Genomic DNA, 22,493 nt, shown 5'->3' with positions numbered 1-22,493 from the left:
GTGTGCTCCTATTTCACCGAGCCGAGCATGCCCTGGACGAACTGCCGCTGCATGACGAAGAAAATGATGAGGGTGGGCAGGGTTGCCAGGATCGTTCCGATCATTACCGTGCCGAAATCCGGATAGTAGGCGGAGGCGAGCGAGGAGACGACAAGCGTGATCGTCTTGGTCTCGTTCGACTGCAGAATGATCAGCGGCCAGAGATAATTGTTCCAGTTGAGCATGAAGACGATGACGAAGGCCGCCGCATAGGTGGAGCGCATCACCGGGAAATAGATGTAGAGGAAGATCTGCCATTCCTTCAGTCCGTCGACCTTGGCGGCATCGCGTAACTCGCTCGGAAAGGCCTTGGTCGCCTGCCGGAAATAGAAGATGACGAAGGCCCAGGCGATTGTCGGCAGGATGATGGCGATATGGGTGTCGATCAGATGAACCTTGGCCATCAGCATGAAAAGCGGGATCATGATCGCTGCAAAGGGCACCATCAATGTCAAAAGCACGATCGTGTAGATCCGGTCGCGGAGCTTTGACTTGAAGATTTCGAAGCCATAGCCGGCCAGTGACGAAATCAGCAGGGTCAGAAAGGTGCCGGCGACGGCGATCTTGACCGAGTTCCACATCACCAGCGGCACATCGACCTGGGTGAAGAATGTGGCGATATTGGTGAAAAGCGCGGTTCCCAATGTTGCCTTGCCGGTGACGATGTCGGCGGTCGTGTTGGTCGCCGAGATCACCATCCAGAGGAAGGGAAAGACGGAAATGAAGGCGGCCAGCGCCAGAAGGGCATATTTGAGAAAACTGGCGGCCGAACGGGAAGCGTGTCGCGGCATCATTTGCGTTCCCTCGCGGCATAGAATTGCAGGAAGGAGAGGAGGGCGACAATCACCACGATGACGTAGGAGACGGTTGCCGCATAGCCGAAATTCGGCATGAAACGGAAGGTCAGGTTGTAGATGTATAGCGAGAGCGTCAGCGTCGCATTGGCCGGCCCGCCGGTGCCTTCCGTCAGGTTATAAACTTCGTCGAACAGTTGCAGCGTGCCGATGGTTGATGTGATCGTGGTAAACAGAATCACCGGTTTCAGCATCGGAATCGTCAGATGCAGGAAGCGCCGCCAGGCCGGCACGCCATCAATCCGCGCGGCCTCATAGATCGACTTGTCGATATTCTGCAGCGCTGCGAGATAGAAGATCATGTTATAGCCGGTCCAGCGCCAGGTGATGGCGAGGATCACAAGCGTCTTGGCCCAGAAGGGATCGGTAAACCAGGGGATCGGTGTGTCGATCAGCCCGATTGCGGCAAGCGTCGAATTGATGATGCCGTCAGTGGCAAACATGCTCTTGAACAGGATCGAATAGGCCACCAGCGAGGAAACGCAGGGCAGGAAGATCGCCGTGCGGAACAGGCCGCGAAATTTCAGATTGGGGCTGTTCAGCGCATTCGCAAGGATCAGCGCCAGCATGATCATGATCGGCACCTGAATGATCAGGAATGTCAGCGTATTGGTCAGCGCCTGAAGAAAGACCGGATCGTTGACGAGGCGCTGGATATTGCCGATGCCAACGAATTTCATCATCATGCCGCGTCCCGAGTAGAACGACAGCACAAGCGACCTCAAGATCGGGTAGATCATGAAGGTGCCGATGAGCAGCAGCGACGGCGCGACAAACAGCCAGCCGTTGACGTTGTAAAACCGTTTCAGATTGCCGGGTCTTGCATTAGCCATGGTCGAATCCCGCCGCCACGGGGCGCTTCAGCGCCGCATGCGGTCATTAAAGTGCAGATCGGGAGCGGGCGGTCGGGCCCGCCCCCCTGTCGGGAAATCTTACTGGATCTGGTACTGAGCCTGCTGCTGGATGGCGCCCAGCACGTCATCAATCGGCTTGCCGTCCACCAGCGACTGCAGGTTGGCGGTCACAGCTGTATCGAGTTCGTTGGTGAAGATGCCGTAATTGACCGGCGGGATGTCGTTCAGCCACTGCGAGAACATCTGCCAGACGGGCTCACCGCCGAAGAAGGGATCGGACGCCTGGTAAGCCTCACCGTCACGGGCGGCGAGCAGTGATCCGACAGCGCCGCGCTCGGTCAGGATCTTCTGGTAAAAATCGACATCCTTGCCGTAGATCTCGTTGAGGAAATCGATCGCTTCGTCCTTTTCCTTGGAGGAGGACAGGACGTACCAGCTGGAGCCGCCAAGATTGGAGGCATGGGTCGCGCCATCGACACCGTCAAGCGAGGGGATCGGTGCGACGCGCCATTTGTCGGCCTGATCCGTCTGCGCCTTGATCGTTCCGGTGATCCACACGCCGGTGATCACCGATGCGGTATTGCCGGAGGTGAAGGCGTTCACATAATTGGACCAGCCTGTGGCCGGATAGAGGATCCCGGCATTGGCCATCTTGGCCTGGGTCTTAAGGGCTGCCTTCAGCGCGGCATTGTCCTTGATGTTCAGGTCGCCATTGCCGTCGAAATACCACTGGCCGGCCGACTGCATCATGATGCGGGTCATGCCGCCATCATTGAGGTCGATCGAGGTCATCTTGTGACCTGTCTTGGCCTCGACTTCCTTGCCAATTTCGATGAAGCGGTCCCAGGTGATGTTCTGCATGTCTTCCGGCTTGAAACCGGCTTCAGCCAGATAGTCGCTGCGATAATACATGCCCGTCACACCCGAATCGAACGGCATGCCGTAGACCTTGTCGTCCAGCGTCATCAGCTCAACCTTGTAGGGGGCGAAGCCGCTGTAATCGACAACGTCGCTCATCGGTGCGAAGGCGCCGGGGAAGGACTGGAGATATTTCTGGGCGCCATAATCCTCGATCAGCACGATATCAGGAAGCGCCTGGGTGGTGCCGGAAGCGAGGGCGGTCTGCAGCTTCTGCTCGACATCAGACTTGGCGAAGTCGACAACGTTGAACGTCGTATCAGGGTGCTTGGCGGTATAAAGCGCGCCAGCTTCCTTCATGATCGCGACATTGAAATTTGGGTCCCAGCACCAGACGGTGATTTCGCCGGCAAAGGCTGCGGTTGCACCAAGTGTGCAGGCACCGGCAAGGGCGACGGCCGAGACATGCTTCAGCACGGAATGCGTGTCCATTGAATTCCTCCCAATAGAACAGTCGTTCAAACGCGGCTCTCTCCCTGCCGCAGCTCAAACTAAATATAGTTTCTTGTTCTTCGCAAGGAAAACTTTAGTAAAATTTTTTTAAACAGCGTTTTTACGTGTCTGCTGTGGATGAAGGCTGCTCTGCCGCCAGATCATTTCGGTCGGGATCGTCACCCGCTTCACATAGTGGCGGCCATTGATACGTTCGGCCAGGAGGTCGACGGCCGTTTCGCCGATGGCCTCGCCGAAAATCTTCATCGTTGTCAGGGATGGATTGATGAATTGCGCCACGGGAATGTCGTTGAAGGACGCGACAGCGATATCGCGGGGAATGGAAAGGCCTGCTTCCATGATCGCCCGGCAGGTACCGATGGCGATATTGTCGTTGGCCGTGACGATGACGTCCGGCCGGGCTGCAGCACTCAGGAGCGCGCGCGCCTGTTCGTAGCCGACCTCGAGCCGTAGATTCTGGCCGTTATTGCAATCATCGTTGAGGGCGATGAGGGACGGATCGAATGTGCCGTTTTCGCGCTGCCAGTCGACATAGGCGCGACAGCGGACCTCGCTATAGGGGTCGGTCGGGCCGTTGATGCGGTCATGGGCGCCGATAAAGGCGATGCGGCGGTATCCAGCATCACGAAGGCCATCAAGCATTGTCCGCGTCGCGATCGCCAGGTCGCTGTAAACACAGTCAAAATCATCCGACTTGGGGGCGAAGTCGGCAAAGACAAGATGGTCGCTATGTGCGGCGAGAAAGGCAATCTCCTCCGGCCTGTGCTTGCCGATCGCGATGACGCCGGAAGCATTTTGCAATTGTGCGGCTTCGCTGCGAAGTTCGGAATGAAAGATTTTGACGATGTCGGTGGCATAGGCCCGGCAGCGGCGCTCGATACCCAGCCGCACGCCGATATAATAGGGGTCAATCAGTTCTTCATCGGCTTCAAGAAAATGCACGGTCGCCAGCCGGGCAACCGGCTGCTGGCGATCACGCAGCTGCAGCGGGCCAGATTTCGGCCGGTTGCGATTGCGCGGCGTGGCGTAGTTCAACGCCTCGGCCGTCTCGATAATCGCCTTGCGCTTCGGCTCGGAGATCGAAAGCGTGGCATCATAGTTCAGAACCCGCGAAACGGTTCCGGCTGAAACGCCGACCGCCTTGGCGATTTCCCTGATTGTGACCATCCCTGCGTCCCCCGACGACTGTTTTCTCTCTCTATAGAAGATCGGAAACGTTAAGTAAAATTTTTCTATGTTTACTAGTCTAAAGGCCTATCTCTATCCGGTGTCCTGCGCTGGCATTGCGGTGCCACCGCATTTCCGGCTTGTCTGAAATGTCACATTTGGAAATAATGTCGCGAATATCTGTGATGCTATCAAGGATGGTTCATGCCTTTTGCTTTCGAGCGTCAATCTGATCTGCCGGATGCGGTCACGGCCTGCCTTGATATGGCAATTCCGCGCGCGACGGCCTTTATCGTCACGCTTTACGGCGATGTTGCGGTTCCGCGCGGCGGGCGTCTGTGGATGGGCACATTGATCGAGACCTGCGCCGATCATGGCATTTCCGAAAGCCTGGTGCGCACCGCCGTATCGCGGCTTGTTGAAAGCGGCCGGCTGGAAGGGGAGCGCCAGGGGCGTAAAAGCTATTACCGGCTTGCGGCTGCGGCGCGGCAGGAATTCTTGCATGCTGCTGCCATTCTTTACGATCCGGCACCTGCGCCGGATGGTTTTCTGGTGGCGCTCGGCTTTGGCGACGCCCCCCTTTCGGATGACTGGGTGGGGATTGGCGCTGATGTGGCGCTGGCACCGAACCGGTCGGATATTGAGCGCCCGCAGGGGGCAATTCTGGCGGCGGAAGCGCTTGCCGGGGGGGAGGCGCTGGTTGCCGCCGCCCGACGATACTGGCCGCTGGACGAGGTGAGCGAGCGTTACACGAACTTCGTTGATCGCTTTGCGCCTGTTGCCGCAGCGCTGGCGGATGGCTTTCGTCCGGCAGGGCCGGTGGCGCTGGCGCTCAGGCTGCGGCTTGTTCATCTCTATCGTTTTGCCGCGCTGCTCGACCCGCGCCTTCCGGCCAATGCACTACCACCCGATTTTTGCGGCGGCGCGGCGCGCCGGCTGTTTGTCCGGCTCTATCTCGCATTGTCGCCAGCCGCTGATGGCCATGTCGGCGCGCATTTCATGGATGATGCCGGTGCCGTGCCGGCTGAAACCGCAGCCACACTGAGGCGGCTTTCACTGCTGAAACGCGAAAGCCTGCGCTGAACGCGGAAACTGCGCTTCAATTAAATATCACACAAAAATCAATTTTATCTCTTTCAGCGTGATGCTTTTTGTTTTATATAAGTGACCGACCGGTCGGTGAATGTGGAGATTCCCGACCGGTACTGCCCGGTCAATCTGACGATTGCGGGCCGGAATTCAGAGGTTGAAGGCGGCTGGACGCGAGAAACCGGCTGCAGCGGAGGAGAAAGTCATGACGCACGCATTCGTCTGCGATGCTGTTCGCACACCTGTCGGCCGCTATGGCGGCGCGCTTTCGGGCGTGCGCGCGGACGACCTTGCTGCTCTTCCGCTGGCAGCGCTTCAGGCTCGCAATGCGTCGGTCGACTGGGAAAGTGTCGACGATGTGATCCTTGGCTGTGCCAATCAGGCTGGCGAGGACAACCGCAATGTGGCGCGCATGGCGGTGCTTCTTTCCGGTCTGCCGGTCAATGTGCCGGGCACAACGGTCAATCGGCTGTGTGGTTCGGGTATGGATGCGATCGGCCTTGCCGCCCGCTCGATCCGCGCCGGTGATGCGGCATTGATGATCGCCGGCGGCGTGGAAAGCATGAGCCGCGCACCCTTCGTGATGGGCAAGGCGGAGACCGCCTTTTCCCGCAAGGCTGAGATTTACGACACAACGATCGGCTGGCGCTTCAAGAACCGCAAGCTTCATGAAGCCTTCGGAACCCATTCCATGCCGGAGACAGCCGATAACGTCGCTGCCGATTACGGTATTTCGCGTGAGGACCAGGATCGCTTCGCCGCGATGAGCCAGGCCCGCTGGCAGGCCGCCCATGCGGCTGGCGTCTTTGCCGAAGAAATCGTGCCGGTCTCCATTCCGCAGAAGAAGGGGGCGCCGGTTGTCGTTGACACGGACGAGCATCCGCGCCCGGGAACGGATATGGCCGCGCTCGCCCGGCTGAAGGGCGTCAACGGGCCGGAGCTGACGGTGACCGCGGGCAATGCCTCCGGTGTCAATGACGGTGCGGCCGGTCTGCTGATCGCCTCGGAAGAGGCGGCAGGCGCCAATGATCTGTCACCGCGCGCCCGCATTGTCGCCATGGCGGCTGCCGGTGTGCCGCCGCGTATCATGGGCGTTGGGCCGGTACCGGCGACGCGCAAGGTCCTGTCGCTTGCGGGACTGCGTCTGGCCGATATGGATGTGATCGAGCTGAACGAGGCCTTTGCCGCCCAGTCGCTGGCCGTGCTGCGCGAACTGGGTCTTGAAGATGATGCACCACATGTCAACGCCAATGGCGGGGCGATCGCCATCGGCCATCCGCTTGGCATGTCGGGCGCGCGGCTGGTGCTCACCGCCGTCAATCAACTGCACCGCAGCGGTGGCCGCTATGCGCTTTGCACCATGTGCATTGGCGTCGGGCAGGGCATCGCCATGATTTTGGAACGGATCTGAAGGAAAGGGCCTCAACCATGTATGCACAGATGGTGAAATCGGAAGGCATGAAAGCCCGCGAAGACATGTCGCTGGAGGAGATGGCCTTTCAGGCGCGGATCGACAATGGCGAGAAGATCGAGCCGAAGGAATGGATGCCGGAGGGCTATCGCAAGACGCTGATCCGTCAGATCGGCCAGCATGCCCATTCCGAGGTTGTCGGGCAATTGCCGGAGGGCAACTGGATCACCCGCGCCCCGTCGCTGGAGCGCAAGGCCATCCTGCTGGCCAAGGTTCAGGATGAGGCCGGTCACGGGCTCTACCTTTATTCAGCCGCCGAGACGCTTGGCGTTTCGCGCGACGCGCTGATCGAGAAGCTCCATGACGGGCGGATGAAATATTCCTCGATCTTCAATTACCCGACGCTGAACTGGGCGGATATGGGGGCGGTCGGCTGGCTGGTCGACGGGGCGGCGATCATGAATCAGGTGCCGCTGCAGCGCACCAGCTACGGCCCCTATTCGCGGGCGATGATCCGGATCTGCAAGGAAGAGAGCTTCCATCAGCGCCAGGGCTATTCGATCATGATGAAAATGGCCTTTGGCACGCCGGAGCAGAAGGAGATGGCACAGGATGCGCTGAACCGCTTCTGGTATCCGTCGCTGATGATGTTCGGACCGTCTGACAAGGACAGTGTCCACTCCGCCCAATCCATGGCCTGGAAGATCAAGATCAATACCAATGATGAGCTCAGGCAGAAATTCGTCGATCAGACCGTGCCGCAGGCGAAATATCTCGGCCTCACCGTGCCTGACGACAATCTCAAATGGAACGAGGAGAAGGGCGGCTACGACTTTTCCGAGCCGGACTGGTCGGAGTTCTTCGCGGTGATCAAGGGTAATGGTCCCTGCAACCGCGAACGGCTCGCTGCCCGGGTCAAGGCCTGGGAAGACGGCCAGTGGTTCCGCGACGGGCTTGCCGCCCATGCTGATAAACGTGCAGCGCGGGCAAGCGCTGTTGCCGCCGAATAATTGCGAGACTGGGAGGAGTTTCAACATGTCCAAGGAATGGCCGCTTTATGAAGTCTTCATCCGGGGGCAGCACGGGCTGAACCACCGTCATGTCGGCAGCCTGCACGCGCCGGATGCGGAAATGGCGATCCGCCACGCCCGTGATGTCTATACTCGCCGCAAGGAAGGCGTATCGATCTGGGTGGCGAAATCAAACGACATCACCGCGTCAGCGCCGTCTGAAAAGGGGCCGCTGTTCGATCCGGCGGAAAGCAAGGTCTATCGCCATCCGACCTTCTTCGATATTCCCGATGAAGTGGGGCATATGTGATGGGTACTGCGCGCGAATCTCTCCATACGGGCAGCATCCGCCCCATGCCGGTTTCCACCACGCCGGATCCCTTTGTCGCCGATGCTGAGCTTGCGCCGGCCCTGTTCGCGTGGCTCTGTCGCCTTGGCGATACCACGCTGGTGCTTGGCCATCGCGTCTCGGAATGGTGCGGCCATGCGCCGGTGCTGGAGGAAGATATCGCCTTCGCCAATGGCGCCCTGGATCTGATCGGCCATACCCAGATGTGGCTTGGCCTTGCCGGTGAGGTGGAGGGCAAGGGGCGGTCAGCCGACAATCTTGCCTATCTGCGCGATGCCGCCCAGTTCCGCAATCTGCTGATTGCCGAATTGCCCAAGGGCGATATGGCCCAGACCGTGATGCGTCAGTTTCTGGTTGATGCCTGGCATTATGGCCTGCTGTCAGCGCTTGTTGCCTCCAGAAGTCCCCGCGTGGCCGAGATTGCGGTCAAGGCACTGAAAGAGGTTTCCTATCATCTGGAACGCTCCGCTGATCTGGTGATCGGCCTTGGCGATGGCACGGCGGAAAGCCATGCCCGCATGCAAAAGGCGCTCGATGATCTCTGGTCCTATACGGGTGAGATGTTCATCGGCGATGCCGTCGATCAGACCATCGCGGATGCCGGGATCGCGCCCTTGCCGGAAAGCCTGAAGGATGAATGGCTGGAGACGGTGAAGGCTGTTCTGGCGGAAGCGACGCTTTCGATCCCGGAAGACGGCTACGCCCATAGAGGCGGCAAAACCGGCCGGCACACCGAGCATCTGGGCTTTCTGCTGGCCGAGCTGCAGTTCCTGCAGCGCGCCTATCCGGGAGCTGAATGGTGAGCGCTGACACGCTTGCCCTGCCGTCACCGGAAACGGTGATGGGCTGGCTCGGTGAATTGCCGGATCCCGAAATTCCGGTGATCTCGGTGACCGAGCTTGGCATCGTGCGGGCCGTGCGCCACGACGGCGCGGTGCTGGTTGTGGTTGTCACGCCGACCTATTCGGGCTGTCCTGCAGTGTCGCTGATCAATCTTGAGATCGAGGCCCTGCTGCGCGAAAAGGGGGTCGGCAAGATCAGGATCGAGCAGCAGCTCTCGCCACCCTGGACCACCGACCTCTTGTCCGAGGCGGCGCGCGCGAAGCTGAAAGCCTTTGGCATCGCCCCGCCGATTGACGGAACGGCAGCGGATGGGCGGCTTGCCGCCCGGGCGTCCCGGCTGGCTGCCGGCTCGAATTTCCGTGTTGCCTGTCCGCGCTGCGGCTCGGGCAATACGGAAAAAGTTTCGCAATTCGGCTCGACCCCCTGCAAGGCGTCCTATCGCTGTGCGGACTGTCTGGAGCCTTTCGACTATTTCAAGTGTATCTGAGGGAGGAGACATCAGATGGCACGGTTTCACCCGCTGGAAGTAACTGATATCCGCCATGACACGCGCGACGCGGTCGTGGTCACATTGCGGCCAAGGCCCGAGGATGCCGAATTGTTCGGCTTCACCCAGGGGCAATATCTCACCTTCCGCCGCGATTTTGACGGCGAGGAACTGCGCCGCTCCTATTCCATCTGCGCCGGCCTCGACGAGGGGTGCCTGAAAGTCGGCATCAAGCGTGTCGCTGGTGGCGCCTTTTCTTCCTTTGCCAATGCGGAACTGAAGGCCGGTGACGTGATCGAAGCCATGCCGCCGATGGGGCGCTTCTTCACACCGATCGATCAGGCTGCGGAGAAGGACTATCTCGGCTTTGCCGGCGGCTCCGGCATCACGCCGCTATTGTCCATCATCAAGACGGTTCTGGCCCGCGAGCCGAAATCGCGTTTCACCCTCGTCTATGCCAACCGCCACATCTCCTCGATCATGTTCCGCGAGGAGCTGGAGGATCTGAAGAACATCTATCTCGGCCGCCTTTCGGTCATTCATGTGCTGGAATCCGACAGTCAGGATATCGATCTGTTCACCGGTCGCATCGATGCGGAAAAGCTGGAGGCCTTCTTCCGGCTCTGGATCGATATCGATGCCGTCGATACCGCCTTCATCTGCGGGCCGGAACCGATGATGCTGACCATCGCCGATACGCTGAAGAAGCACGGGCTGAAGGATGAGCAGATCAAGTTCGAGCTGTTCGTGTCCTCGCAGCCGGGGCGGGCGAAGAAGACGGAACTCTCCGCCGAGGCGGCGGCGGCCACCGGCACGGTTTCCGTTTCCGTCACGCTGGATGGCGCGACGCGTTCCTTCGAGATGCATCGTGATGGAACCGCCATTCTGGATGCGGCCATCGCCAACCACATCGATGCGCCCTATTCCTGCAAGGGCGGGATCTGCTCCACCTGCCGGGCGAGAGTAATCGAGGGTGAGGTGGAGATGGAAACCAATCACGCGCTGGAAGATTACGAAGTGGAGGCCGGTTACGTGCTCTCCTGCCAGTGCCTGCCGCTCACCGACAGGGTTGTGCTGAGCTACGACGAATAGGTCGCCGCGCCGACTGATCGAATTCAGAAAGGAATTTTCATGACCGACACGGTTTTAAAGCCGCGCCGTCTGCAAAGCTTTTTGGCTGGCGCCTGGCAAACGGGAACAGGCGAGGGCAGGCCGCTTGCCAATGCTGCAACCGGTGAGACAGTGGCGCTGATCGGTGCGGAAGGGCTTGATTTTGCCGAGGCTCTGGAGTTTGGCCGGCAAAAGGGCGGTGCTGCACTTCGGGCGTTGACCATCCATGAGCGGGCGTTGATGCTGAAAGCCGTCGGCATGGCGCTGATGGCACAAAGGGAAGAATTCTATGCCGAGAATTTCGCCACCGGCGCGACGCGACGTGACGGCTGGGTCGATATTGAAGGCGGTATCGGCACGCTTTTGACCTATGCCTCGCGGGCGCGGCGGGAACTGCCCAATACACGTGTCCTGCCCGAGGGCGATGTCGAGACCTTGTCGAAGGATGGCAGCTTTGTCGCCCGCCATATCCTGACGCCGCTCAACGGTGTCGCCATTCACATCAATGCCTTCAACTTTCCGGTCTGGGGTATGCTGGAAAAGATCGCGCCTGCGCTGATTGCCGGCATGCCATGTCTGGTGAAGCCCGCCTCGCAGACCGCCTATCTGACCGAGCTTGTCACCCGCCGCATCATCGAAACCGGCATTCTGCCGGAAGGTGCGCTGCAGCTTGTCTGCGGCAGCGCAGGCGATCTGCTCGATCACGTGAGCGGGCAGGATGTCGTGACCTTCACCGGTTCGGCAGAGACGGGCCGCAAGCTTAAGACCGGCCGCGCCATCGTTGAAAATGCCGTGCGTTTCAACATGGAGGCCGACAGCCTCAACGCCGCCATCCTCGGGCCGGATGCAGGACCGGGGACGCCGGAATTTGATCTCTTCATCCGCGAGGCTGCCAATGAGATGACGGTCAAGGCCGGGCAGAAATGTACCGCCATCCGCCGGATCTTCGTACCCGAGGCTTTTGAAAATGCCGTCATCGAAGCGCTGGCGAAGCGGCTTCAGGCAGCGCCTGTCGGCCTTCCCGATGATGAGCGCGTGCGCGTCGGCGCGCTGGCGTCGCTCTCCGACCGTAACGGCGTGCGCGAGAAGCTGACAATGCTGCGGGAAGATGCCGAGATCGTCTTTGGCGATCCTGATCATGTCGAGCTGATTGCCGGTGATGCGGCGAAAGGCGCCTTTATGGGGCCGGTTCTGCTGCGGGCCGGAAATCCTGCAGAGGCTGAGACCATTCATGCGATCGAGGCCTTCGGGCCGGTCGCCACGATTATGGCCTATGGCGATCTCGCCGAGGCCGTAGCACTTGCCGAGAAAGGCAAGGGATCACTGGTTTCCTCACTCTTCACCAATGATCCTGCGGTTGCCGCTGAAGCCGTCACGGGGCTTGCCTCCCATCATGGCCGCGTGCTGGTTGGCAACCGCCTCTCGGCAAAAACCTCCACCGGGCATGGCTCGCCGCTCGCCCCGCTGATCCATGGCGGGCCGGGTCGGGCCGGCGGCGGTGAGGAAATGGGGGGCATGCGCGGGGTCAAGCATTTCATGCAGCGCACCGCCGTGCAGGGTACGCCGGACATGCTTGCCGCCATTACCGGCGAATGGGTCGAAGGGGCGACAAGCCGCAGCGATATTCATCCCTTCCGCAAGTCGCTGGCAGAGCTGAAGATCGGCGATCAGATCGTCACGCAAACGCGTCAAGTCACCAGGGAGGATGTCGAGCATTTTGCCGAATTTACCGGCGACACCTTCTATGCCCATATGGACAGTGATGCGGCCAGGGCCAATCCCTTCTTCGAAGACCGTGTTGCCCATGGCTATCTGATTGCTTCCTTTGCCGCCGGTCTGTTCGTCGATCCCGATCCGGGCCCGGTACTGGCCAATTACGGTGTCGACAATCTGCGTTTCCTGACGCCGGTCTATTTCGGTGATGCACTGAAGGTCCGGCTCACATGCAAGGCGATCAATCCGCGCGAGAATGCCGGTCACGGCGAGGTGCGCTGGGATTGCCGCGTCACCAATCAGAAGGATGAGGTTGTGGCCCAATATGATGTGCTGACCATGGTCGCCAAGACCTGGCCGCCCGAGGCGGCGTGAGCCGGGACAAATGAGCTACCACGAAATGACCCGCATTGCGGATGGCGATGCGGGTCAATCCGGCCGGATTGTTCCAGACGTCGCCGTGCTTCAGCGCACGGCCTTGACGCCCTCAAGGATCAGCGTTGTTGCCATCTCGGCATAGTCGTCGCGGGTGACAACGCCGCCTTCGCGGAACCACATATAGACCCAGTTCATCATGCCGAAGAGCGACATGGTGACAGGCATCAGCAGCGGGCGATCGGGCTTGTCGAGATCGGGATGAATCTCACGGATCACGGCGGAAAAGCGCCCGACAATGCTGCGCTCCAGGGCGCGGATGGCGGCGCGCTGCTCGTCCGACAGGGCCGCCACGGCATTGAGCTGCACCTTATGCTGGTCATCGGCGCCGCGATATTCGTTGAGCACGGTGGCGACCAGTTTCTGCAGCCGCGCCTTGTGTTCAAGGCCTTCATCATCGGCGGCGGCCAGTTCCGCATCCAGTGCCGCCAGATGGGTATGGATGATCGCGAAGATCAGTTCTTCCTTTGATGGGTAGTAGTGGTAGAGCAGCGATTTCGACACGCCGGCCTCGCGCGCGATCTGCGACATTGACGCCTTTTCCATGCCCTGCACCGCAAAGACATGGGCGGCCGTCAGCAGCAGATTGTGGCGCTTTTCCTCGAAATCATTGGCGCGGGTTCTCGACATGAAGGGCAAACTCCTGTTGTGACAGGCAAAAGGGGCGGTCTCGCCCCTTCTATCATTGGATTTATGATTGACCAATCGGTCAGGCGATCATTTGGGCCGGTTGTCGACAACCCGCTTGGCCTTGCCCTCCGAACGGGCAACGCTTTCCGGATCGCAGATATTGATCTTCGTCGACACACCGATCACGGACTTGATGTGGTGGGCGAGCTCCTTCGCCGAGGCATCGCGGGCTTCGCTTGCCGCACGATCGGGCGTGCATTCCACATGCACCGTCATTACATCCATGCGATCCTTGCGGGTCAGCTCGATCTGGAAATGCGGGGCCAGCCCGTCGCATTTCAGGATCATTTCCTCGATCTGCGTCGGGAAGACATTGACGCCGCGCAGAATGATCATGTCGTCGGAACGGCCGGTGATTTTCTCGATCCGCCGCATGGAGCGCGCCGTGCCGGGCAGGATGCGGGTCAGGTCGCGGGTGCGATAGCGCACCATCGGCAGGCCTTCCTTGGTCAGCGTGGTAAAGACCAGTTCGCCCATCTCGCCATCGGGCAGCACGTCGCCCGTCACGGGGTCGATGATTTCCGGGTAGAAGTGATCTTCCCAGACATGCAGGCCGTCCTTGGTTTCCACGCATTCATTGGCGACGCCCGGTCCCATGATTTCCGACAGGCCATAGATATCGACGGCATGCATGTCGAAGGCCTCTTCAATCTCGTTGCGCATCGCATTGGTCCAGGGTTCGGCGCCGAAAATGCCGACCTTCAGCGAGCTTTCGCGCGGATCAATGCCCTGGCGGCGGAACTCGTCGAGGATCGACAGCATGTAGGACGGTGTCACCATGATGATATCCGGCTTGAAATCGCTCATCAGGGTCACCTGGCGCTCGGTCATGCCGCCGGAAATCGGCACCACGGTGCAGCCGAGACGCTCTGCGCCGTAATGGGCGCCGAGGCCGCCGGTGAACAGGCCATAGCCATAGGCAACGTGACAGATATCGCCCGGCCTGCCGCCGGATGCGCGGATCGAGCGGGCAACGCAGTCGGCCCATGTGTCGATATCCTTGCGCGTATAGCCGACAACGGTGGGCCGGCCGGTGGTGCCGGAGGAGGCGTGGATACGCACCAGCTTCTCGCGCGGCACGGCAAACATGCCGAAGGGATAGCAGTCGCGCAGATCCGTCTTCACCGTGAAGGGGAATTTGGCGAGATCGGACAGCGTCTTGAAATCACTCGGATGGACGCCATTCTCATCGAAGCGTTTGCGGTAGAAGGGCGAGTTTTCATAGGCGTGGTTCAGGGACCAGGTCATGCGCGTCAGCTGGAGCGCGGAAATCTCGTCACGGCTGGCAATCTCGATCGGATCGAGGATCTCCCGCGCCGGGGTCAGGTTATGCATTGCGTTCATGGTTTCCTCCTTCAATGCTCCGGCTCCTCAACCGGCCGTCGGCAGCAATGTGCCGTTAATGGTACGCGACAGGCCGCGGAATTCGGCAATCACCGTTCCGTCCTGCCGGGTTACGCAAATATCGTAGATGCCCGAGCGGCCACGGCGCGAAACCTCGCGGGCTGTCGCCGTCAGCCTGTCACCCAGCGCGCCGGGCGCGATGTAGTTGATCGCGCAGTGCTGGGCGACCGTCACCTGATTGTAGGTGTTGCAGGCAAAGGCAAAGGCGCTGTCGGCGAGCGTGAAAATATAGCCGCCATGGGCATTGCCGTGGCCGTTGGTCATGGCTTCCGACAGGGTCATCGACAGCACTGCCTCGCCGGGGGCAATGCGCTCGAGCCGCATGCCGAGCTTCTGTGTGGCATTGTCGTCGTTCCACATGGCCTTTGCACAGGCTTCGGCCAGTTGCTGCGGGGTCATCGTTTCCATCACGTCACTCATCTCAGTGCCCCTTGAAGCTTGGTACGCGCTTTTCCAGAAAGGCGGTCACGCCTTCGGCATAGTCATCGGAAAAGCCGGCTTCGCGCTGGCAGTCACGTTCCATGTCGAGATGGGTGGAAAGGTCATGGGTGGAGGCGGCCTGGATCAGCCGTTTGGTCAGGCCGAGACCTTTCGTCGGGCCAGCGGCCAGCTTTTCGGCAAGGGCGTTTGCCTCCTCCATCAGGCTGTCATCATCGACAGCCTTCCAGATCAGGCCCCAGTCGGCGGCTTTTTCGGCTGAAAGCGGCTCGCCCGTCATGGCGAGCGCCTTGGCGCGCGGCTCACCCAGAATATGGGTGAGCGACCAGCTGCCGCCGGCATCGGGAATGAGGCCGATCCTGGAGAAGGCCTGAATGAATTTCGCCGATTTTGCAGCCAGAACGATATCGCAGGCGAAGGCGATGTTGGCACCGGCACCGGCGGCCACGCCATTGACCGCGCAGATGACCGGCTTTTCCAGCGTGCGGATCAGCCGCAGGTTCGGATTGTAATAGGTGTCGATTGTCTCGCCGAGATCGGGCTTCGCTCCGCCCTTGCGCGGGTCGCGGTCGCCGAGATCCTGACCGGCGCAGAAACCGCGACCGGCGCCCGTCAGCAAAACGGCGCGGACTGTCCCATCCTCATGCGCAAGCTCAAAGGCGGCGCGCATGGCCAGATGCATCTCCGGATTAAGGGAATTCAGCTTTTCCGGCCGGTTCAGCGTCACTTGCAGAACCGCACCGGCGCGCGCAACGGCGACGCTTTCGCTAGCAGTCATGTCTCCTCCCTGAAATGCCTGAAGCGCACGTTTGTGAGCTTCGGGTATCCACTCTCATTTCATATCGGCGCCGCCTGGCCACGGGTCCTTCAAACCCGGCCGTTGCGGTGCCTGAAGCGCTCTCCTCAGCGCTTTGTCGATAATTGTTGTTGCATAAACCGTCCGGTCGGTCAATAATAGCTTTCAGAATTTGGGAGGAGACATGACAAATCTGTTTGACCGCCATCGTGCGCTTCTGGAGCGCGCGGGGCAGGCCCTGATGACGCGCGAATTCTGGACGCCCTTTGCCGAAGTGCCATCTGGCAAATTCTATGGCGAGACGGCGCGCGCCGATGGTGAAGCAGCCTTTGCCGCTCTCAGCGGCGCGGGCTTCGCGCTGCCCGGTCATCCCGAAGAAGGCCGCATTGGCCGGGAAAGTTCGCCCTGGGGGCAGAGCCTTGGCATCACCTATCCCAAGGCCTCCGTTGCATCATTGTTGGCCGCTGCGCGCCAGGCTCTGCCGCAATGGGCGGCGGCTGATCCTGAAACCCGCACCGGCATTCTGCTCGAAGCGCTGACCCGCCTCAACGCCATGAGTTTCCTCATCGGCCATGCCACCATGCACACCACTGGTCAGGCTTTTCCGATGGCTTTTCAGGCCGGCGGTCCGCATGCGCAGGATCGCGGCCTTGAAGCGGTCGCGGCGGCTCATGCGGAAATGACCCGTTCGGCCTTTGCTGCCACCTGGGAGAAACCGCAGGGCAAGGCCGCGCCGATCGTCATGGAAAAACGCTGGCGGCTGGTGCCGCGCGGTCTGGCGCTGATGATCGGCTGCCAGACCTTTCCGAACTGGAATGGCTATCCGGGACTGTTTGCCAGCCTTGCCACCGGCAATCCGGTGATCGTCAAGCCGCATCCGGGTGCCATCCTGCCGCTCGCCCTCACGGTCAAGGTTCTGCGTGCCGTGCTGGCGGAGGAAGGCTTTTCGCCGGATGTCGTGCTTCTGGCGGCGGATGAGCCCGGCCGCGAAATCACCAAGCAGCTTGTTGCTTCCGGTGCCTTCGCGATCATCGACTATACCGGATCGTCGACATTCGCCGCATGGCTCCGCGGCAATGCGGGCGATGCGCTCGTCTTTACCGAGGAGACGGGGGTCAATTCCATCGCCATCACCGGCACGGATGATTTTGCCGGCATGTGTGCCAACATCGCCTTTTCGCTGTCGCTCTATTCCGGGCAGATGTGCACCTCGCCGCAAAACCTTTACGTGCCGCAGGGCGGGGTCGACAGCAATGAGGGTCACAAGAGCTTCGAGGATGTCGCCGCCGGCATTTCGGACGCCATCGACATGCTTCTGGCCGATGCCAAGCAGGCTTCCGCCATCTGCGGCACCATTGCCAATCCCGCCACCAAGGCACGCGTTGCCATGGCCAGGCAGGCCGGTCGCGTGGTGCGTTCAAGCGGTGAGACGGGGCTTGGTGAAAGCGCCACACCGATGATCGTCATCGTCGACGGGCGCGAGGACGGTCCTCAGAACGAAGAATGTTTCGGTCCGGTTTCCTTTGTCATTCCGGTGGAGGATGAAAACGCAGCCATCGACCGCGCAGCCGGTATCGCCCGGCGCAAGGGCGCAATCACTGCGGCGCTTTATGCCACGGATGGCGCGCTGATCGAGCGGGCGGCATCGGCCTTTGCCGAAGCCGGCGTCAATCTCTCGGTCAATCTCACCGGCAATATCTACGTCAATCAGTCGGCGGCGTTTTCGGACTTTCATGTCACGGGCGCCAATCCATCGGGCAATGCCAGCCTGACCGACACTGCATTCGTCGCGCCGCGTTTCCGGCGCGTCATGATCCGCTGGCCCAAAGCCGCCTGAGGAGGGGCGGGGCCAGTTTCAGTCTGGATAACTAGGGAGGATATCCAATGAAGTATCTTGCAACCACGGCGCTTGCAACGCTTGCGCTTATCACCATCGCCAGCGCTGCCAATGCAGAAATCAAGCTCGGCGCCAGCGTTTCGGCCACCGGCCCGGCTGCCTTTCTCGGCGATCCGGAAAAGAAGACCATCGAAATGCTGGTCGACGATCTCAATGCCAAGGGCGGCATCAATGGCGAGAAGATCGATCTCGTGCTTTATGATGACGGCGGTGATCCGAACAAGGCGCGCACCTTTGCCACACGCCTGATCGAGGATGACGAAGTCGCGGCCATTATCGGTGGCACCACCACCGGCACGTCCATGTCGATCCTGGCGGTCGCCGAAGATGCAGAAATCCCGTTCATTTCACTCGCCGGTGCGATCCAGATCATCGATCCGGTCAAGCCTTACGTCTTCAAGACCCCGCATACCGACCGCATGGCCTGCGAAAAGATCTTCGAGAACATGCAAAAGAACGGCATCACCAAGATCGGCATGATCTCGGGTACCGATGGTTTCGGCGCTTCGATGCAGGCCCAGTGCAAGGATGTGGCGGGCACCTACGGTGTCGAGATCCTGGCGGACGAGATTTACGGGCCGAGCGATGCCGACATGACGCCGCAGCTCACCAAGATCAAGAATACCGAAGGCGTTCAGGCGATCCTCAATCCCGGTTTCGGCCAGGGCCCGGCGATCGTCACCCGCAATGCCCATCAGCTCGGTATTGATGTGCCGTTCTATCAGAGCCATGGCGTTGCCTCCGACGGCTTTATCGAACTCGTCGGCAATGATGCCGCAGAAGGCGTGCGCCTGCCGGGAACAGCGCTTCTGATCGCCGATATCCTGCCGGCCGACGATCCGCAGAAGGATGTCGTCATGGCCTACAAGACGGCCTATGAGGGCAAGTATAACGAGAAGGTTTCCACCTTTGGCGGCTACGCGAATGACGCCTTCCTTTTGATGACCAATGCGATGGAAAATGCCGGCAGCGAGGATCCGCAGGCGATCCGCGATGCATTGGAAGCGACCAACGGTCTGGTCGGCACGACCGGCATTTACACGATGGGTCCGGACAATCACCTCGGTCTCGATCTCTCCGCCTTCCGCATGCTTGCGATCCAGAATGGTGGCTGGACCTCGATCGACTGAGGCTGCGCCGTCTGACCGCCGGGCCTTCAGAAAGGCCCGGCCTTCGCGGAACGGCATGCCGTTCCACTTGTTTCGTCTTTCGTTCGGGAACCATTCTCCATGGACGCATTGATGCAGTTTCTGCTCTCCGGGATCACGGTTGGCGCGGTTTATGCGCTGGTCGCACTCGGCTTCACAATCATCTACAACGCCTCCGATGTGGTGAATTTCGCGCAAGGGGAATTCGTCATGATGGGCGGCATGATCACCGCTTTCACCTATGCAGCCGGTCTGCCATTGCCGCTTGCTGCGGTGATCGCGATCCTGGTCACGGCAGCGGCCGGCGTTGCTCTGAACAAGCTCGCCATCGAGCCTGCGCGCGGTGCACCCGTGGTGTCGCTTGTCATCATCACCATTGGCGCGTCGATCTTCATTCGCGGGGCGGCCCAGCTGATCTTCGACAAGCAGCTGCATCGCTTTCCGGCCTTTTCCGGTGATGATCCGATCCGCATTCTCGGCGCAACCTTATTGCCGCAGAGCCTCTGGGTGATCGGTGGCGCGCTGCTCGTCTTTATCGGGCTCTGGGCCTTCTTCACCAAGACGCTGACCGGCAAGGCAGTGCTGGCAGCGGCCAATAACCGCCAGGCCGCACAGCTCGTCGGCATCAACATCAATTGGGTGATGACGCTTTCCTTCTCGCTTTCGGCCGGTATCGCGGCCCTCGGCGGCGTGCTGATCACGCCGATCACGCTTGTGGGATACGACGTTGGCGTGGCGCTGGCGCTCAAGGGTTTTGCCGCTGCCATGCTCGGCGGCATGGGCAATCCCAAGGGCGCGCTGGTCGGCGGTATCGCGCTCGGCCTGCTTGAGGCGCTGACGGCGGGCTATATCTCGTCGCAATACAAGGAAGCCGTCGCCTTCATCGTCATCCTCGCGGTGCTGTTCGTCATGCCGCAGGGCCTGTTCGGCCACAAGTCGACCGAAAGGGTGTGATGGCATGCGCTTGAAATCAAAATGGGTCCAGATCGCCATTGTTGCGGCACTGATCGCGCTTTTGCCGCTGTTCTTTCCGTCCGGCTATTATTATCGCGTCGGCGCGCTGATCTTCGTCAATGCGCTCGCCGCCGTCGGCCTTGTCGTGCTGATCGGCTATGCCGGGCAGATCTCGCTGGGCGCCGCCGGCTTTGCCGGTATCGGTGCCTATTCCTGTGCGCTGGCGCCGGAGCTTCTCGGCCTTCACCCTGGCCTTGCGGCAATCGGCGGTGCTGTCCTTTCCGGCGTGATTGCTGCGATCATCGGCCGGCCGATCCTGAAGCTGAAAGGCTATTACCTTGCCGTTGCCACGCTTGGCTTTGGCATATTGATGACGCTGTTTCTCACCAATGAACGCGAGATCACCGGCGGCCCGGATGGCATGGCGGTGCCGGATCTCGGTCTGCGTGGCCTCTTGAAGGATATGGGCCTCAAGCTCTCCGGCGGCGAGTTCTGGTATTTCTTCTGCGGCATCGTGCTGGTGATCGGTGTCTGGATCGCGCTCAATCTGGCGCAAAGCCCGACGGGGCGGGCCATGCGGGCGCTGCATGGCTCCGAGGTTGCTGCCCGCACGGTCGGCATCAATGTCGCCCGCGTCAAGCTGCAGGCCTTTGTCATTTCGGCCGTCTATGCCTCGATTGCCGGTTCGCTGCTGGCGCTGCAGAACCAGTTCATCACACCGGATGTCGCGGGCTTCATGCATTCCATCGAAATGGTGTCGATGGCGGTCCTCGGTGGCGTTGGTTCGGTGCTGGGCGCCACCCTCGGCGCCGTGATCCTCACGCTTTTACCGCAGGTGCTGACGGTGTTTGCCGAATATGAGCAGCTGGTCCTCGGCGCGATCATGATCGCGGTAATGATCTTCATGCCGCAGGGGCTTTTGCCCTCGATTGCGCGGCGTTTGAAAGGGAGGGGAGAATGAGCCTTCTCGAAGTGAGCGGCCTTGGCATTTCCTTTGGCGGCATCCGTGCCGTCAACAATGTCGGCTTTGCTGCCAATCCGGGCGAAATCGTCTCCGTCATCGGCCCGAACGGTGCGGGAAAGACCACGCTCTTCAACATGATTTCCGGCGTTTACCAGCCGGGCGAGGGCCGCGTGCTGCTGGAAGGCAAAGAGGTGACGGGCCTTGCCCCGGACAGGCTCGCGGCCATGGGGCTGACGCGAACTTTCCAGAACCTGCAGATCTTTCAGGAAATGAGCGTTCTGGAAAATGTCATCGCCGGCTTTCACCTTCAGGAACGCGGCGCATTGGTGGCCGATCTTCTGTCTCTGCCCGGTTCGCGCCGCCGCGCCGCAAAGGCACGGGATGCGGCCATGGTCCTGCTGCAAAAGGTCGGGCTTGAAAAGGCGGCCGAGCGGCAGGCAGGCAATCTTTCCTATGGCGCGCTGAAACGGCTGGAGATTGCCCGGGCTCTGGCCGTTGCCCCCCGCGTTCTGCTGCTCGATGAACCGGCTGCCGGCTGCAATGCGGTTGAGACGGAAGAGATCGACCGGCTGATTGCCGAACTGGCGGCCTCCGGCATCGCCATTCTTCTGGTCGAGCATGACATGAAGATGGTGATGCGCATTTCCAACCATATCGTTGTTCTCGATCATGGCGAGAAAATTGCCGAGGGCGAGCCGGAGGCGGTTGCCCGCAACAAGGCGGTGATTGCCGCCTATCTCGGAACGGCCGACGAGGAGGAGCCTGCCGATGCTGACGGTTAAGGGGCTGCGCTCGGCCTATGGGCGCATCGAGGTGCTGCATGGCATCGATATCGAGGTGAAATCCGGTGAGATCGTCACCGTCGTCGGGGCAAACGGCGCGGGCAAGACGACGCTGCTGAAGTGCCTTTCGGGCCTGCAGAAAGTTTCTGACGGCGAAGTGATCTTTCGCGGCGAGATCGTCACCGATGTGCCGGGCTACAAACGGCTTGCGCGCGGTATTGCCCAGTCGCCGGAAGGCCGCCAGATCTTCACCAATCTCTCGGTGGAGGAAAATTTGCGCCTCGGTGCCTTCCTGTTTACCGATGAGCGCGTCGACAGGGATATGGAGGATGCGTTCCAGATGTTTCCGGTGTTGCGTCAGAAGCGCAATCTTGCCGCTGGCGGGTTGTCCGGTGGCCAGCAGCAAATGCTGGCGATTGCCCGCGCGCTGATGGGCCGGCCCGCTTGCCTGCTGCTCGATGAGCCGTCAATGGGGCTGGCGCCGCTGCTGGTGGCGCAGATTTTCGATGTCGTCAAGGCGCTGAAATCCCGCGACGTCACCGTGCTTTTAGTCGAGCAGAATGCTTTCGGCGCGCTGAAGATCGCCGATCGCGGCTATGTGATGGAAACAGGCCGCATCACCATGGAAGGGCCGGCGGCAGCATTGATTGCCGACCCGCAGGTCCGTGAAGCCTATCTTGGAATCTGA

Annotated in this window: 22 protein-coding genes; 14 read left to right on the top strand and 8 right to left on the bottom strand. The window is 60.5% G+C overall.

Annotation, left to right across the window (positions count from 1 at the left end; translation table 11 throughout):
- Positions 1-8 precede the first annotated feature (8 nt).
- The 4 genes from FJU08_RS15835 to FJU08_RS15820 form a co-directional block, all read right to left on the bottom strand.
- On the bottom strand, positions 9-830 hold the full coding sequence (locus FJU08_RS15835) for a carbohydrate ABC transporter permease (protein WP_141150130.1): 822 nt from the start codon (positions 828-830) through the stop codon (positions 9-11).
- Positions 830-1,726 carry a carbohydrate ABC transporter permease gene (locus tag FJU08_RS15830; protein ID WP_141149999.1) on the bottom strand — a complete coding sequence of 299 codons (897 nt, stop codon included), beginning with the start codon at positions 1,724-1,726 and terminating at the stop codon, positions 830-832. Before FJU08_RS15830 ends, FJU08_RS15835 begins: the two co-directional genes overlap by 1 nt.
- 99 nt (positions 1,727-1,825) lie before the next feature.
- Positions 1,826-3,097 (bottom strand): ABC transporter substrate-binding protein, encoded by a 1,272-nt coding sequence (locus FJU08_RS15825; protein ID WP_141149998.1) that lies wholly within the window; start codon positions 3,095-3,097, stop codon positions 1,826-1,828.
- 108 nt (positions 3,098-3,205) lie between these two features.
- The gene (locus tag FJU08_RS15820; RefSeq protein ID WP_141149997.1) at positions 3,206-4,285 is read right to left on the bottom strand and encodes a LacI family DNA-binding transcriptional regulator; all 1,080 of its coding nucleotides are present in this window, start codon (positions 4,283-4,285) and stop codon (positions 3,206-3,208) included.
- Between the two features lie 204 nt (positions 4,286-4,489).
- Here FJU08_RS15820 and FJU08_RS15815 point away from each other — a divergent pair, with 204 nt between their 5' ends.
- The 8 genes from FJU08_RS15815 (at position 4,490) to paaZ (ending at position 12,672) form a co-directional block, all read left to right on the top strand.
- Positions 4,490-5,368, top strand: a complete 879-nt coding sequence (locus FJU08_RS15815) for a PaaX family transcriptional regulator C-terminal domain-containing protein (protein WP_210245252.1) — start codon at positions 4,490-4,492, stop codon at positions 5,366-5,368.
- A gap of 211 nt (positions 5,369-5,579) precedes the next feature.
- Positions 5,580-6,785: a 3-oxoadipyl-CoA thiolase gene (gene pcaF / locus FJU08_RS15810; RefSeq protein WP_141149996.1), complete on the top strand. Its 1,206-nt coding sequence runs from the start codon at positions 5,580-5,582 to the stop codon at positions 6,783-6,785.
- A gap of 17 nt (positions 6,786-6,802) precedes the next feature.
- A complete protein-coding gene (paaA, locus tag FJU08_RS15805) occupies positions 6,803-7,795 on the top strand; it encodes a 1,2-phenylacetyl-CoA epoxidase subunit PaaA (protein WP_141149995.1) in 993 nt (330 codons plus the stop codon).
- Positions 7,796-7,820: 25 nt separating this feature from the next.
- Positions 7,821-8,105: a 1,2-phenylacetyl-CoA epoxidase subunit PaaB gene (paaB, locus tag FJU08_RS15800; protein WP_141149994.1), complete on the top strand. Its 285-nt coding sequence runs from the start codon at positions 7,821-7,823 to the stop codon at positions 8,103-8,105.
- Positions 8,106-8,149: 44 nt separating this feature from the next.
- Positions 8,150-8,947 (top strand): 1,2-phenylacetyl-CoA epoxidase subunit PaaC, encoded by a 798-nt coding sequence (gene paaC, locus FJU08_RS15795; RefSeq protein ID WP_141150128.1) that lies wholly within the window; start codon positions 8,150-8,152, stop codon positions 8,945-8,947.
- Between the two features lie 38 nt (positions 8,948-8,985).
- Positions 8,986-9,474 (top strand): 1,2-phenylacetyl-CoA epoxidase subunit PaaD, encoded by a 489-nt coding sequence (gene paaD / locus FJU08_RS15790; RefSeq protein WP_407943719.1) that lies wholly within the window; start codon positions 8,986-8,988, stop codon positions 9,472-9,474.
- A 15-nt stretch (positions 9,475-9,489) separates the two neighbouring features.
- A complete protein-coding gene (gene paaE, locus FJU08_RS15785) occupies positions 9,490-10,566 on the top strand; it encodes a 1,2-phenylacetyl-CoA epoxidase subunit PaaE (RefSeq protein ID WP_141149992.1) in 1,077 nt (358 codons plus the stop codon).
- Between the two features lie 39 nt (positions 10,567-10,605).
- Complete coding sequence (gene paaZ, locus FJU08_RS15780) at positions 10,606-12,672, top strand: phenylacetic acid degradation bifunctional protein PaaZ (protein ID WP_141149991.1); 2,067 nt, start codon at positions 10,606-10,608, stop codon at positions 12,670-12,672.
- A 90-nt stretch (positions 12,673-12,762) separates the two neighbouring features.
- Here the strand turns inward: paaZ and FJU08_RS15775 are convergent, their stop codons facing one another.
- The 4 genes from FJU08_RS15775 to paaG all read right to left on the bottom strand — a co-directional run bounded on the left by FJU08_RS15775 (position 12,763) and on the right by paaG (position 16,042).
- Positions 12,763-13,362: a TetR/AcrR family transcriptional regulator gene (locus tag FJU08_RS15775; protein WP_141149990.1), complete on the bottom strand. Its 600-nt coding sequence runs from the start codon at positions 13,360-13,362 to the stop codon at positions 12,763-12,765.
- 87 nt (positions 13,363-13,449) lie between these two features.
- On the bottom strand, positions 13,450-14,757 hold the full coding sequence (paaK, locus tag FJU08_RS15770) for a phenylacetate--CoA ligase PaaK (protein WP_141150127.1): 1,308 nt from the start codon (positions 14,755-14,757) through the stop codon (positions 13,450-13,452).
- 36 nt (positions 14,758-14,793) lie between these two features.
- Positions 14,794-15,246: a hydroxyphenylacetyl-CoA thioesterase PaaI gene (paaI, locus tag FJU08_RS15765; RefSeq protein ID WP_210245251.1), complete on the bottom strand. Its 453-nt coding sequence runs from the start codon at positions 15,244-15,246 to the stop codon at positions 14,794-14,796.
- Between the two features lies 1 nt (position 15,247).
- The gene (gene paaG, locus FJU08_RS15760) at positions 15,248-16,042 is read right to left on the bottom strand and encodes a 2-(1,2-epoxy-1,2-dihydrophenyl)acetyl-CoA isomerase PaaG (RefSeq protein WP_141149989.1); all 795 of its coding nucleotides are present in this window, start codon (positions 16,040-16,042) and stop codon (positions 15,248-15,250) included.
- 202 nt (positions 16,043-16,244) lie between these two features.
- On the opposite strand from paaG, the gene paaN reads away from it, so the two are divergent.
- The 6 genes from paaN (at position 16,245) to FJU08_RS15730 (ending at position 22,493) form a co-directional block, all read left to right on the top strand.
- Positions 16,245-17,897: a phenylacetic acid degradation protein PaaN gene (gene paaN, locus FJU08_RS15755; protein WP_141149988.1), complete on the top strand. Its 1,653-nt coding sequence runs from the start codon at positions 16,245-16,247 to the stop codon at positions 17,895-17,897.
- Positions 17,898-17,944: 47 nt separating this feature from the next.
- On the top strand, positions 17,945-19,087 hold the full coding sequence (locus FJU08_RS15750) for an ABC transporter substrate-binding protein (RefSeq protein WP_141149987.1): 1,143 nt from the start codon (positions 17,945-17,947) through the stop codon (positions 19,085-19,087).
- Positions 19,088-19,186: 99 nt separating this feature from the next.
- Positions 19,187-20,059, top strand: coding sequence for a branched-chain amino acid ABC transporter permease (locus tag FJU08_RS15745; protein ID WP_141149986.1), 873 nt, complete (start codon positions 19,187-19,189; stop codon positions 20,057-20,059).
- A gap of 4 nt (positions 20,060-20,063) precedes the next feature.
- A complete protein-coding gene (locus tag FJU08_RS15740) occupies positions 20,064-21,020 on the top strand; it encodes a branched-chain amino acid ABC transporter permease (RefSeq protein ID WP_141149985.1) in 957 nt (318 codons plus the stop codon).
- Positions 21,017-21,805, top strand: coding sequence for an ABC transporter ATP-binding protein (locus FJU08_RS15735; protein WP_141149984.1), 789 nt, complete (start codon positions 21,017-21,019; stop codon positions 21,803-21,805). The genes FJU08_RS15740 and FJU08_RS15735 overlap by 4 nt, the downstream gene beginning before the upstream one ends.
- Positions 21,792-22,493: an ABC transporter ATP-binding protein gene (locus FJU08_RS15730; protein ID WP_141149983.1), complete on the top strand. Its 702-nt coding sequence runs from the start codon at positions 21,792-21,794 to the stop codon at positions 22,491-22,493. The genes FJU08_RS15735 and FJU08_RS15730 overlap by 14 nt, the downstream gene beginning before the upstream one ends.

This window comes from Martelella alba, assembly GCF_006516955.1.
Taxonomy (GTDB): Bacteria; Pseudomonadota; Alphaproteobacteria; order Rhizobiales; family Rhizobiaceae; genus Martelella; species Martelella alba.
Note: the sequence above shows the minus strand (reverse complement) of the source record. Positions and strands in the feature narration are given on the sequence as shown.